Source organism: Rahnella sp. AN3-3W3 (genome assembly GCF_003263545.1).
Classification (GTDB): Bacteria; Pseudomonadota; Gammaproteobacteria; order Enterobacterales; family Enterobacteriaceae; genus Rahnella; species Rahnella variigena.
Genome location: NZ_JYDG01000022.1, coordinates 15140 through 28112, shown reverse-complemented (window position 1 = coordinate 28112; position 12973 = coordinate 15140). Strand labels below are relative to the sequence as shown.

Genomic DNA, 12973 nt, shown 5'->3' with positions numbered 1-12973 from the left:
TTTTGCGGATTACAAAAAAGATTTTGTTGTTCCTGTCTGACTGAAAAAAAAAAGCTGTATTGACGACTGTTGATATAGGCTGACTCCTGTCAAAAAAATCTGAACAAGTTGCCAAATTCTTTCCGCTATCTGCTTTTGAAGTCCTGTCCTATTGTTAATTCCAGCAGCACAACAACACAACGTTAAATACAAAAACACAACCCAACAATGCACTCTGAGAGGAAATGAAAATGTCTAAATTCGATCTGCTGGACCCACAGAATTCCACCCTGATTTTCATCGACCATCAGCCGCAAATGTCATTCGGCGTCGCCAATATCGATCGCCAGCAGCTTAAAAATAATACGGTCGCTCTGGCTAAAGCGGGCAAAGTTTTTAACGTGCCGGTGATTTACACCTCAGTCGAAACGGAAAGCTTCAGCGGCTATATCTGGCCGGAACTGCTGGCGGTTCATCCTGATGTGAAGCCGATTGAGCGTACCTCGATGAATTCCTGGGAAGATGCGGCATTCGTGAAAGCGGTAGAAGCCACGGGCCGTAAAAAACTGATTATCTCTGCATTGTGGACCGAAGTGTGTCTGACGTTCCCGGCGCTGATGGCGCTGAAAGAAGGCTATGAAGTGTATGTGGTGACCGACACCTCCGGCGGCACCAGCGTGGATGCTCACGAACGTTCCATCGACCGTATGGTGCAGGCCGGTGCGGTGCCGGTGACCTGGCAGCAGGTTCTGCTCGAATACCAGCGCGACTGGTCACGTAAAGAGACTTACGACGCAGTCATGGATCTGGTGCGCGAGCACAGCGGTGCCTACGGTATGGGCGTCGATTATGCCTACACCATGGTGCACAAAGCGCCACAGCGTCAGAGTTAATGCCTGAATGTATAGCCCGGTTATTCCGGGCTATAGACGGTGCTCAGTCCGTCGAAATCCTGCAAATTCTCCCGCCACCACATGGCAGCGTTGCCGGTGGCATTGTCGTTCCAGGCCATAAAGGCCTGATCGCGGCGGGTTTCCGAATCGAGGCGACGTTCAACCAGCGCGCCGCTTTCCAGATGGGGCGCGGCCAGATAACGTGGCAGATAGCCGCAACCCAGCCCGGCGATTTGTGCATGAACTTTGGCATTAAAGTCATGAACGCTCAGCATTTTCTGCTCATCGAGCACGCGCAAATCAGCGCCAGTGCTGTGGCGGGACGTATCGTGAACGACCACGGCGCGATACTGGCGGATTTGCTCGCGCACCAGCGGTTGCGGCATCGAGGCCAGCGGGTGATGCGGCGCAACGGCAAACACATATTCCAGCCAGCCGATCGGACGATATTCAATGCCGCTGCGCGTGAGAGGTTCCTGTACGGCACCAAATACGATGTCAGCTTCGCCATAACTCAGTGCTTCCCAGCAACCGCCGAGCACGTCGTGGCGGAATAATAATTGGGTATGCTGATGCTCTGCGTAAAAGCGGTCAATCAGCGGCGTAAGCAGCGCGAAGGGTACGGAGGCATCAAGGCTGATGGTCAGTTTGCTTTCCCAGCCGCTTTCAACGTACTGCGCCTGTTGCTCCAGTTCGCTGACAGCGCGCAACAGCACGCGGCCTTTGTCCAGCATCAGACGACCTGTTGGGGTAAAAGTGGCGCGATGGCCGGAGCGATCCAGCAGTTTAATGTTCAGATCACTTTCCATTTTCTGCACGGTATAACTCAGTGCCGATGCGGTTTTAAACAGTCTGGCACCCGCCGCGGCAAACGTACCGTGACGGTCTAACGCGTCGAGGATCAGCAGGGCTTCAAGGTTTAATCGCATTCTTTTTCCCACTAAAAAGGGTTGAATACCGGAAAACATTTCCGGTAGTGATGGCTACCCCATTTCGTATTGTTTAGAGGTATAACGCAACAAATAGTTAACCAGAGGTTGATGACTGTATACATTACCAGTATTATCCGTTTGTTTTCTATACAACGTTTATCCGGTCAAAGCAGGTCAGCTATTTTGTGGAATCCCGAAAAAGAGCTTTTTACCGAGCTCTATCAGTACCCTGAACATCTTCGCCATACCTTAGAAAATTTACCCGGCAGCAGCGGTGTCTATATTTTTTACGGTGACGATAAGGCTTTTCCGCTGTATATCGGCAAAAGCGTGAATATCCGTAGCCGCGTGATGTCGCACTTTCGCAATCCTGCCGAAGCCAAACTTCTGCATATGACCCGCGATATCGAACACATTGAAACGATCGGTGAAGTCGGTGCGTTATTGCTGGAATCTGACCTGATTAAAACCCGTCGTCCGCTGTTCAATAAGCGTCTGCGTACCGCCCGCAAACTGTGTTCCATCCGGCTTCAGGGGCTGACGGCCAGCATTGTGTTCAGCGATGACGTGGATTTCTCCCACAGTGAAGATTTATTTGGCCTGTTTAAAACTAAAATGTCGGCAGTCGAAAAAATCCGGGATATCGCCGATCAGGAAAAGCTGTGTTATGGCGCGCTGGGGCTGGAAAAACTGTCAAAAAATCGCGCCTGTTTCCGCTTCTCACTGGGCAAATGTGCCGGCGTCTGTTGCGGTAAAGAAACGCCGGAAGCCCATCAGACGCGTCTCAGAAGCGCGCTAAGCACCCTGAAAATCCGCAGCTGGCCGTATCCGGGACGGATCGCTATCGTCGAAGAAGCCAATGGTCAGACGGATTATCACGTCATCAATCACTGGTTCTATCTGGGCACGGTAAAAACGCTGGAGGCCGCGAAAGCCTTTGATATCGCCGTGCCGCACTTTGACCGTGACAGTTATAAAATTCTCTGCAGGCCGCTATTCGAGACGGACAGTTCGAAAGTGATTTTGCTGGACTGACGGCAAGAAAAAAGGCCTGAGATCAAAAATCTCAGGCCTTTATTTTTTACCGACTGGCGAATTAACGCATGGTAACAAACTCTTCCGCACCGGTCGGATGGATGGCGACGGTGTTGTCGAAGTCTTTCTTGGTTGCGCCCATTTTCAGTGCGACCGCGAAGCCCTGCAACATTTCGTCCATGCCGTAGCCGATACCGTGGATGCCGACGATTTTCTCTTCAGCACCGACGCACACCAGCTTCATGCGGCACGGCTGGCGGTGCTGCGTGACGGCGGTGTACATCGCGGTAAATGCGGATTTGTACACTTTCACGTTGTCTTCGCCAAACTGCTCTTTCGCCTGTGGTTCGGTCAGGCCGACAGTACCGATTGGCGGGTGACTGAACACGACGGTCGCGATGTTGCTGTAATCCAGATGTTCGTCAGGTTTGTTGTTAAACAGACGCTCAGACAAACGACGACCCGCAGCAACGGCAACCGGAGTCAGTTCTACCGCACCGGTATTATCGCCCACGGCGTAAATGCCTTTAACGCTGGTGTTCTGGAACTTATCGACGACGATGTAACCTTTATCGTTGGTTTTCACGCCAGTCGCCTTCAGGTTGAAGTTGTCAGTTTCCGGTTCGCGGCCAATCGCCCACACCAGGCTGTCGACTTCAAATTCTTGTCCGTTTTCCAGTTTCAGCGTCAGGCTGCCGTCGGCATTTTTCACCACTTCTTTCGGAATGGACTCTTTATGCAGCTCCGGACCTTCGGTTTCCATTACTTCAACCAGCGTTTCAACGATCAGCGGATCGAAAGTACGCAGCGGGGCGTGTTTACGCACGAACAGATGGGTTTCGGCACCCAGCGCGTTCATCACACCGGCGATTTCTACCGCGATGTAACCTGCGCCAACTACTGCAACACGTTTTGGCATTTCGGTCAGATCGAAGAAACCGTCTGAATCGATACCGTATTCTGCACCCGGAATATTTGGATGACTCGGACGACCGCCGGTGGCGATCAGGATGTGATCCGCGGTGATCTTCTCGCCGTTGACTTCAACGGTGTGATCGTCGACAAAACGCGCGAAGCCTTTGATCACGTCCACTTTATTTTTGCCCAGCACGTTGTCGTACGAGGTGTGGATACGGTCGATGTAAGCGGTACGGTTGGCGACCAGAGTTTTCCAGTTGAAGCTGTTCACGGTGGTATCAAAGCCGTAATCCGGGCCGTAGTTGCGGATCGCTTCAGCGATTTGCGCGGCGTGCCACATCACTTTTTTCGGGACACAACCCACGTTGACGCACGTGCCGCCCAGCTCTTTAGCTTCGATCAGCGCGCATTTTTTCCCATACATGGCTGCACGGTTGATTGATGCGATACCGCCGCTGCCGCCGCCAATTGCCAGATAGTCATAATGTTTGGTCATCGTTTTATCCGTAAGTTGTGAAAAATGGAGACACTGATTCAGCGTCGTTAATCTCAAAATTTGGTTAAGAGTTTAACGTGTTGTGGAAAAGATTGGATCAATGATTGCAATAGGTTTGATAGCTGAGACCTTTGAAAAAGGCCTCAGCGAGGGGAAAAGCTTTACTTACTCAGGCACAACCCAGTTAACCGTAGTATGACCGGTACCGGATGGCACCAGCACTTTGAGCAGCCACGGCAGAACGTTGTTCATCTGCTGCTCGAGTTTCCACGGCGGATTAATGACGATCATGCCGGAAGCGGTCATACCGCGCTGATCGCTGTCCGGGCGCACGCCCAGTTCGATTTGCAGAATACGGCGAATGCCGGTCGCTTCGAGATCACGCAGCATTTTCTTGATTTGCTGACGCATCACCACCGGATACCACAGCGCGTAAGTGCCGGTGGCAAAACGTTTGTAGCCTTCCTGAATGCCTTTTACCACGTCCTGATAATCGGTTTTCATTTCGTACGGCGGGTCCATCAGGATCAGGCCACGACGTGAAGGTGGTGGCAACTGAGCTTTCAGCTGCTGATAACCGTCGGCACGCGCAACGCGGGTACGGTCATCTTTCTGGAATTCACTGCGCAGCAGCGGGAAATCGCTCGGGTGCAGTTCGGTCAGATGCAGTTTGTCGTCTTCACGTAACAGCTGACGGGCAATCAGCGGCGAACCCGGGTAATAACGCAGATTTTCATTGCGGTTGAAGTGATTGACGACAGACATGTACGCCGCCAGTTCTTCAGGAATATCGTCCCGCTGCCAGATGCGCGCGATGCCTTCCAGATATTCGCCGGTGCGTTCGGCGTGTTCGCCACTCAGCTGATAGCGCCCGGCACCCGCGTGGGTGTCGAGATAAAGGAAGGGCTTTTCTTTTTCTTTCAGAGATTCAATGATCAGGCTCTGAACGGTGTGTTTCAGTACGTCGGCATGGTTGCCTGCGTGAAAACTGTGGCGGTAACTCAACATAACTTTATTGTTCCGGAGTGGCGTATTGCCGACAGTATAAACTGTTTACACCCTTCATACTTCACGTTGCAGGGGCGATCTTACTTCCCAACCCAGCTGTTCTTGATTTTGAATTTGTCCGCACGGTTATAACTGATTGAGTAGTTGAAGGTTTTTCCGTCTTCCAGTTTGGTGATGCCAGAGACTTTCAGCATCGGCAGACCGGTTTCGCTTTCCAGCAGCGCAGAAAGCGTGTCGTCGAACAGCGAAGCTTCGATCACTGAGTTATAGAATTTAATTTTCCGGCCGGTTTTATTCTCGATAAATTCATATAAAGACCCGTTCTGTAAAACAGACTCAGGAATAATATCTATTACCGCACAGGGAATATAGGAGTCTTCGATCAGGACCGGAATATTGTCCACCAGCCGGACGCGGCGGATATAATGCACGTCGTCATTTTCATTAATATCCAGCTGACTGGCGATATATTCACCGGCTTTACGCGTTTTCAGGCTGATTAAGCGGCTGGAGACTTTCACGTTATCTTTAAATTCGCGCGAAAAACCGAGAATAGAATCGCTGGTGCCGTTATTGAGCAGATAAACATTGTCTTCAATCACTTTGGTGACGAACATCCCTTTGCCATGAATGCGTTCGATAAAGCCTTCCTGCTCCAGCATATGCATGGCTTTTTGCAGCGTCACGCGTGTCACTTCAAAGCGAGCCGCCAGTTCCCGCTCGGAAGGAATTTTGTCACCGACACGATATTCTTTGTTCAGGATGGCCTGTTTCAGGCTGTTTTTGATATCAATATAACGGGCGGCCATTAGCGTAACTTCTTCATGTCAGAGTTATTTTTGAGCAGTATAGACACATGCCTCGCGGACCGGAAGCGTTCGCCCCGGTCCGGGATGTTTCAGCAGAGCCTGATCAATGCAGGCGAAGGCTGTTCAAAGGCACGGTGCAGAATTTCCATGGTGGTCATCACATCAGCGGCTGGCACATACGGCGCATGTCCCTGACATATCGTGGCATATACAGCATCATAAACGCGGCCATAATCGCCGTTGCCCGCATCGACATGTTCGGTAATGGTTTCGCCGCTGTCATCAATGTATTTCAGCACGCCATATTCCGTTTCCTGACCAAAGTCCGGAGTGCCCGGTAAATTCCCGGCTTTCAGACAGGTTTCCTGCTGATCGATATTCAGTTTAATAAAGGAGCCTTTTTCCCCGTGAAGAATAAATTTCGGGTAAGGCTGCATCACCAGATGGCTGCATTTCACCATAGCTTTGGTTTCGCCGTAATAAAGTTGCAGTTCAAAGGTATCGTCAGGATTGTTTTTATTTCTCACCGAACGGATATCGTAATGCACCAAATCTGGTCGTCCGAACAGGCTGACCACCTGATCGACAAGATGAACGCCCAGGCCGTAAAAAGCGCCGTGGGTATAATCTGCCGGAGCATCTGGGGCGTCAGGACGGAAGTAATCGAAATGACTTTCGAACTCGACAATTTTACCGAGCACGCCGCTGTCGATGACTTTTTTAACCGCTAAAAAACAGCTGTCGAAGCGCCGGTTCTGATATGGCATCACGGTCAGCCCTTTTTCGGCGGCGAGCGCAAATAGCGACTGCGCTTCTGCCAGCGTCCGGGTAAACGGTTTTTCGACGATGACATTTTTCCCGTGCTCAAGGCACCGCTTTGCCAGGTCATAATGGGTTTGCGGCGGCGTACACAGCGTCACCAGCGTAATACTTTCGTCGTGCAGAATATCGTTCAGATCAGAGGTGAAACGGATGCCCTGATACGCCTCCTCTTTTTCAATGTCCGGGCGACGGGTGATATCGAAAATGGTTTTAACCTGAAACAGGTCGCGTCGCTGTAAAACGTAAGGCAAGTGGTAACGTGTCGCGCTTTTCCCAAATCCTGCAAATGCACAGTTTATCTTCATGACGTTTCCTTCCATTGTGATTGGTGTTTATGCACTGACCTGCGCTGCATTAACTGGAATACCCGCTTCTTCCAGTGCCAGCTGTTTCTTTTCCATCAGCCGGAAGAAGGGATAATAAATGATTGTCGAAATAATAATCATGACGCCTGACCACAAAGCCGCCGGAATATTGCCGCCGGTGGCGAAATATCCGTTCAGCAAAGGCGGCATCGTCCAGGGAATTTGTAATACCGGGCGGCCAATAATGTTAAAAGTCATCAGAAAATACGACAGGGTGCATAACAGCATCGGCGTGATAATTAACGGCAGCATCATCAGCGGATTAAACACCATCGGCACGCCGAAAATGACCGGCTCATTAATACAAAACAGCGAGGGTGCAAAAGACATGCGACCCAGCGATTTATAATAACGACTTTTCGACATCATCATCGCCAGAACCAGCCCCATCGTCGCGCCTGAACCGCCGGTGCAAATAAAGAAGTTATAAAATCCTTCAGCGAAGATATGTGGTATCGGCTGGTGGCTGAGATAAGCCTGAGTATTTTCGACAATAAACTTAAGAAATATCGGCGCGGTAATGCCGGAGAGCACGTTGGTGCCGTGGATCCCGCAACACCACAGCAGCGAGATAAGAAACACCAAAATTAACATGCCCGGCAGTGTGCCAAGTCCGATGACCAGCGGGCTGAGGATCAGCGTGAAGAATGCGTTGATATCAAAATGCAGGATCACCCGTACAAACCACACCAGCGCCAGACAGACAATCGCCGGGATCACGCTGACAAAAGATTGCAGCACAGCCGGCGGCACGTTATCCGGCAGCCGGATATAGATTTTATGTTCGATGAAAAAGCGAATGATATAGACGGTGAGGATCGAAAGAATAATGGCGGAGAATAACCCCGCAGCGCCGAGATTATCGACGTTAAGCGTGTAGTCATCATTTAACTGCGCCATCAGGAATACGGCGACAGTAATGGCGCAGCAGGTCAGTCCGTCAAGCTTATAATGTTTCGCCAGGTTATAACTGATGCCCATGGCCGAAATTAAACCGATGATCCCGAACGTGACCAGAACCGGTGCATTCAGCGCGGTGCCAAACTGCCCTAAATATTCTGTCCATCCGGGGATCGGCAGATTGGCGATAATTAAGAAAATACTGCCGGAAATAATAAACGGCAGCGTCAGCGTAATGCCGTTGCGCACGGCGACCAGAATAACGTTATCACCGACTTTAACCAGACACGGCACCAGTCGTGATTCTATGAATTTCATCATGATGTGATATGCCCGTGATTATTGTGGATATTGCGGCAGGAAAGGCCGGTTTACAACGAGGTATTCGTCGAGAATTTTTTCGGCAATATCCACTGACGGCATTAGCGGATGCACCGAAAGCGCCATTAATGCGGTGGAATAATCGCCAGTGACGGCGGCTTCGATGGTGAGTTCCTCAAAGGCTTTGACGCTCTGGATCAGGCCACGGATTTTCACCGGCAAACGCCCGTAAGCCAGAGGATGCGCACCCCGACGATCTATCATTGCGTTCGTTTCTACCACACTGTTTTCGTCGAGATCGGGCGTTGCTCCGCGATTGAGCGTATTGACGACGTGGATCTCCTGCCGGTTGTTATAAATCGCGCTGATGATCGAACAGGCAGTATCCGAGTAATACGCACCGCCCCGGCTTTCCAGTTCTTTCGGTTTGCTCTCAAGCTGCGGGTTTTTATAGAGTTCAAAAAGCTGGCGTTCTATTTCACGCGTTTGTTCTCCGCGTGTGCCGTGCGTCTGGCTGTCTTTTACGCTGTGCGCCACCATTTCACGCTGCAGATAGAAATACTTCAGGTAGGAAAGGGGATACAGGCCAAGCGCGCGGATAAAGGCCGGTGGCAATCCGGTATCGGGAATGTTTTTCAGCTGATTCTGGCCATTGCCCTGCGCCAGTTTCTCAATAAATTCTGCGGTGACGTCGTGGCCTTTGACGGCGATCTGATCGGCAAATATCAGGTGATTCAGCCCCATCACGCGGGCATATACGTCTTCACGACCGACGTCATACACCTTCGCGATATCCATCATCATGCTGTTCGCACCGCTGCAAATGCCCAGCGTTTTGATGCTCGAATATTTTTCAATGGCCTCAGTAACAATCCCTGCCGGATTGGTGAAATTGATCAGCCACGCATCCGGGCACAACCTTTCCATATCGCGGCACAAATCTAACAGCACGGGAATGGTGCGCTGTGCCTTCATAAAGCCGCCTGCACCGGTGGTTTCCTGGCCGAGAACGCCGTATTTCAGCGGGATCGCCTCATCGTGAATACGGGCTTCCTGCTGGCCGACGCGCAGCTGAGTCGTAACGAAGTCCGCGTTACGCAGCGCGGCTTCGCGGTCGGTGGTCAGATGCACGGTAATCGGGAGCCCGGCTTTTTTGACCATCCGTTGTGCCAGCGCACCGACGATTTTCAGCTTTTCCTCACCGGCTGCGATATCCACCAGCCAGAACTGCGAAACCGGCAATTCGTCGTAGCGCCGGATAAATCCGTCGATCAGTTCCGGTGTGTAACCTGAGCCGCCGCCCAGTGTGACAATTTTGAGTGTTTTCATTCCCTGCTGACTCCCTGTGTTGTGGAAAAAGTGAACTGGCATACGCCAGATAACGGGAAGCTAACAGGAATAACCTCGTTGTAAATAGGGTTTAGCGGCAGGAGACAGACAAAGATGAAAATTGCGAGGCAGGTCTTGCTGCAACCTGATAATCCGAACGGGAGTGATTGATAACATGAATATCTATGGCCGCCGGGCGAAATCGCCGCCACCCATTGATTTCCCCATAACTTGACCGCATGTTAGAAGTTACGTCATCTTTAAGACGACCCGAATTCACGGCGTGGTGCGCCACAGACGCATCAGCCCCAAACGCTATTACGAAGGACTGGCCCTATGACTGAACAGCAAAACGCGTCGAATCCGCTCTTAAAACCGTTCGCCCTGCCACCTTTCTCTGCGATCAAGCCTGAACATATTGTCCCTGCGATGAAATCCGCTATCGAAGAAAGCCGCCAGACCATTGAACGCGTCGTCGCGCAGGGGGCGCCTTATACGTGGGAAAACCTGTGTCAGCCGCTGGCCGAAAGTGACGATCGCCTGAGCCGTATCTGGTCGCCGATCGGGCATCTCAATGCAGTGAAAAACAACCCGGAACTGCGTGAAGCTTACGAGCAATGCCTGCCAATTCTGTCTGAATTCAGCACCTGGACCGGGCAACATGCCGGTTTGTATCAGGCATACCGCGATTTAAAAGACAGCGAACATTTCAGTACGCTCTCCGTGGCGCAGAAAAAAGCCATTGATAACGCGCTGCGCGATTTCGAGTTATCCGGCATTGGTTTGCCGATGGAAAAACAAAAACGCTATGGCGAAATTTCCGCGCGTCTGTCTGAGCTGGGTTCGACCTACAGCAACAACGTGCTCGATGCCACCATGGGCTGGAGCAAACTCATCACGGATGAGAATGACCTGAAAGGTCTGCCGGAAAGCGCACTGGCCGCGGCGAAAGCGCTGGCGGAATCGAAAGAGCAGGAAGGCTGGTTGTTAACGCTGGATATCCCAAGCTATCTGCCGGTGATCACGTACTGCGAAAACCGTGAATTGCGCGAAGAAATGTACCGTGCGTTCGCGACCCGTGCGTCCGATCAGGGCCCGAATGCCGGTAAGTGGGACAACAGTGAAGTGATGGCTGAAGAACTGGCGCTGCGTCACGAACTGGCTCAGCTGTTAGGTTTTGATTCCTTCGCGGATATGTCGCTCGCCACCAAAATGGCCGAAAGCCCGAAACAGGTGATCGACTTCCTGAGCGGTCTGGCAACACGTGCGCGTCCGCAGGGCGAGCAGGAACTGGCGCAGCTGCGAGCTTTCGCCAAAGAACATTTCGGCGTGGATGAAATGGAAGCCTGGGATTTGCCGTTCTACGGTGAAAAACAGAAACAGCATCTGTTCTCTATCAACGACGAGCAGCTACGCCCGTACTTCCCTGAACAGCGTGCGCTGGAAGGGCTGTTCGAAGTGGTGAAACGCATTTACGGCATCACCGCCAAAGAACGTAAAGACGTAGAAACCTGGCACAAAGACGTGCGTTTCTTCGATCTGTTTGATGAAACCGGCGACTTGCGCGGCAGTTTCTATCTCGATCTGTATGCCCGCGAGCACAAACGCGGTGGCGCATGGATGAATGACTGCGTCGGCAGCATGCGTAAAGCGGACGGCGAACTGCAAAAACCGGTCGCGTATCTCACCTGTAACTTTAACGGTCCGGTGGGCAACAAACCGGCGCTGTTCACGCACAACGAAGTCACCACGCTGTTCCATGAGTTCGGTCACGGCTTGCATCATATGCTGACCCGCATCGACACCCCGGGAGTGGCCGGCATTTCCGGTGTGCCGTGGGATGCTGTCGAGCTGCCAAGTCAGTTTATGGAAAACTGGTGCTGGGAGCCGGATGCACTGGCATTTATCTCTGGTCATTTCGAAACCGGCGAACCGTTGCCGAAAGAGATGCTGGATAAAATGCTGGCGGCGAAGAACTATCAGGCGGCGCTGTTTATCCTGCGTCAGCTGGAGTTCGGTCTGTTCGATTTCCGTATGCATGCGGAATATGACCCGGCCAAAGGCGCGCAAATCCTGCAAACGCTGGCAGAAATCAAGAAACAGGTTGCCGTGGTGCCGTCACCGTCATGGGGACGCTTCCCGCACGCCTTCAGCCACATCTTTGCAGGCGGTTATGCGGCGGGTTATTACAGCTATCTGTGGGCGGAAGTGCTGTCGGCCGATGCCTATTCCCGCTTTGAAGAAGAAGGGATTTTCAACCGCGAAACCGGTCAGTCGTTCCTGGATAACATTCTGTCGCGCGGCGGTTCTGAAGAGCCAATGGAGCTGTTCAAACGCTTCCGCGGGCGTGAGCCGCAGCTGGATGCTATGCTGCGCCACTACGGAATCAAAGGATAACCTCTGCCTGTGAGTGTGTGTTTACTGTGTGAAGAAGGCGCCGATGAAGGCGCCTTATCTGTTCTGGCGCAGCGCTGGAATCTGACGTCTGATCCGGATGCCGTGATGGCGCTGGTGCTGACGCCTGAACGTCTGGAATTACGCAAACGCGACGAGCCCAAACTCGGCGCGATTTTTGTCGATTTCGTCGGCGGCACGATGGCGCATCGTCGCAAATTCGGCGGCGGACGTGGCGAAGCGGTAGCGAAAGCCGTCGGTATCAAAGGCAGCTATCTGCCGGATGTGGTCGACGCGACCGCAGGACTGGGCCGCGATGCGTTTGTGCTGGCCTCTCTGGGCTGCAAAGTGCGGATGCTGGAGCGCAATCCGGTGGTTGCGGCGCTGCTCGATGACGGGCTGGCGCGTGGCTATCGTGATGCAGAAATCGGCCCGTGGCTGCGCGAGCGCATGACGCTGCTGCACGCCTCCAGCCTGACTGCGCTGGCGGAACTGTCGCCTAAACCGGAAGTGGTGTATCTCGACCCGATGTATCCGCACAAACAGAAAAGTGCGCTGGTGAAGAAAGAGATGCGGGTTTTCCAGGGATTAGTCGGCCCGGATGAAGATGCCGACGGCCTGCTGGAACCGGCGCGCCGCTTAGCGACTAAACGTATCGTGGTAAAACGCCCGGACTATGCTCCGCCAATGGCTGATATCGCCGCACAGGCCGCAGTTGTGACCAAGAGTCACCGGTTTGATATTTATACGCCGTTATAGAAAGCTGCTGTTG

At 52.3% G+C, this 12973-nt stretch carries 11 protein-coding genes; 4 read left to right on the top strand and 7 right to left on the bottom strand.

Translation table 11 applies throughout. The features are described from left to right. The first annotated feature begins 230 nt into the window (after positions 1 to 230). Complete coding sequence (locus tag UC15_RS08500) at positions 231 to 872, top strand: hydrolase (protein WP_112288055.1); 642 nt, start codon at positions 231 to 233, stop codon at positions 870 to 872. Between the two features lie 20 nt (positions 873 to 892). Here UC15_RS08500 and UC15_RS08495 read toward each other — a convergent pair whose 3' ends face one another. After that, positions 893 to 1801, bottom strand: coding sequence for a LysR family transcriptional regulator (locus UC15_RS08495; RefSeq protein ID WP_112288054.1), 909 nt, complete (start codon positions 1799 to 1801; stop codon positions 893 to 895). 186 nt (positions 1802 to 1987) lie between these two features. Between UC15_RS08495 and cho the strand changes: the two genes are divergently transcribed. Next, entirely contained in the window at positions 1988 to 2839 is an 852-nt protein-coding gene (cho, locus tag UC15_RS08490) for an excinuclease Cho (protein ID WP_112288070.1), read from the top strand. Positions 2840 to 2900: 61 nt separating this feature from the next. Here cho and gorA read toward each other — a convergent pair whose 3' ends face one another. The 6 genes from gorA to UC15_RS08460 form a co-directional block, all read right to left on the bottom strand. Continuing rightward, positions 2901 to 4253, bottom strand: a complete 1353-nt coding sequence (gene gorA, locus UC15_RS08485; protein WP_112288053.1) for a glutathione-disulfide reductase — start codon at positions 4251 to 4253, stop codon at positions 2901 to 2903. A gap of 165 nt (positions 4254 to 4418) precedes the next feature. Then, positions 4419 to 5261, bottom strand: coding sequence for a 23S rRNA (adenine(2030)-N(6))-methyltransferase RlmJ (locus UC15_RS08480; protein ID WP_013573521.1), 843 nt, complete (start codon positions 5259 to 5261; stop codon positions 4419 to 4421). Between the two features lie 80 nt (positions 5262 to 5341). Further along, positions 5342 to 6070: a GntR family transcriptional regulator gene (locus tag UC15_RS08475; RefSeq protein ID WP_112288052.1), complete on the bottom strand. Its 729-nt coding sequence runs from the start codon at positions 6068 to 6070 to the stop codon at positions 5342 to 5344. 89 nt (positions 6071 to 6159) lie between these two features. Further along, positions 6160 to 7197, bottom strand: a complete 1038-nt coding sequence (locus tag UC15_RS08470; RefSeq protein WP_112288051.1) for an oxidoreductase — start codon at positions 7195 to 7197, stop codon at positions 6160 to 6162. Between the two features lie 27 nt (positions 7198 to 7224). Continuing rightward, complete coding sequence (locus UC15_RS08465) at positions 7225 to 8478, bottom strand: PTS sugar transporter subunit IIC (RefSeq protein WP_112288050.1); 1254 nt, start codon at positions 8476 to 8478, stop codon at positions 7225 to 7227. An 18-nt stretch (positions 8479 to 8496) separates the two neighbouring features. After that, a complete protein-coding gene (locus UC15_RS08460; RefSeq protein ID WP_112288049.1) occupies positions 8497 to 9807 on the bottom strand; it encodes a 6-phospho-beta-glucosidase in 1311 nt (436 codons plus the stop codon). A 336-nt stretch (positions 9808 to 10143) separates the two neighbouring features. Here UC15_RS08460 and prlC point away from each other — a divergent pair, with 336 nt between their 5' ends. Together prlC and rsmJ are read left to right on the top strand one after the other, a co-directional pair. Next, on the top strand, positions 10144 to 12204 hold the full coding sequence (gene prlC / locus UC15_RS08455) for an oligopeptidase A (RefSeq protein WP_112288048.1): 2061 nt from the start codon (positions 10144 to 10146) through the stop codon (positions 12202 to 12204). A gap of 9 nt (positions 12205 to 12213) precedes the next feature. After that, a complete protein-coding gene (gene rsmJ, locus UC15_RS08450) occupies positions 12214 to 12960 on the top strand; it encodes a 16S rRNA (guanine(1516)-N(2))-methyltransferase RsmJ (protein WP_112288047.1) in 747 nt (248 codons plus the stop codon). Positions 12961 to 12973 lie beyond the last annotated feature (13 nt).

Coding starts and splice junctions, on each gene's coding strand:
- UC15_RS08500 (WP_112288055.1), top strand. CDS start 231: ATGTCTAAATTCGATCTGCTGGACCCACAGAATTCCACCCTGATTTTC.
- UC15_RS08495 (WP_112288054.1), bottom strand. CDS start 1,801: ATGCGATTAAACCTTGAAGCCCTGCTGATCCTCGACGCGTTAGACCGT.
- gorA (WP_112288053.1), bottom strand. CDS start 4,253: ATGACCAAACATTATGACTATCTGGCAATTGGCGGCGGCAGCGGCGGT.
- UC15_RS08480 (WP_013573521.1), bottom strand. CDS start 5,261: ATGTTGAGTTACCGCCACAGTTTTCACGCAGGCAACCATGCCGACGTA.
- UC15_RS08475 (WP_112288052.1), bottom strand. CDS start 6,070: ATGGCCGCCCGTTATATTGATATCAAAAACAGCCTGAAACAGGCCATC.
- UC15_RS08470 (WP_112288051.1), bottom strand. CDS start 7,197: ATGAAGATAAACTGTGCATTTGCAGGATTTGGGAAAAGCGCGACACGT.
- UC15_RS08465 (WP_112288050.1), bottom strand. CDS start 8,478: ATGATGAAATTCATAGAATCACGACTGGTGCCGTGTCTGGTTAAAGTC.
- UC15_RS08460 (WP_112288049.1), bottom strand. CDS start 9,807: ATGAAAACACTCAAAATTGTCACACTGGGCGGCGGCTCAGGTTACACA.
- prlC (WP_112288048.1), top strand. CDS start 10,144: ATGACTGAACAGCAAAACGCGTCGAATCCGCTCTTAAAACCGTTCGCC.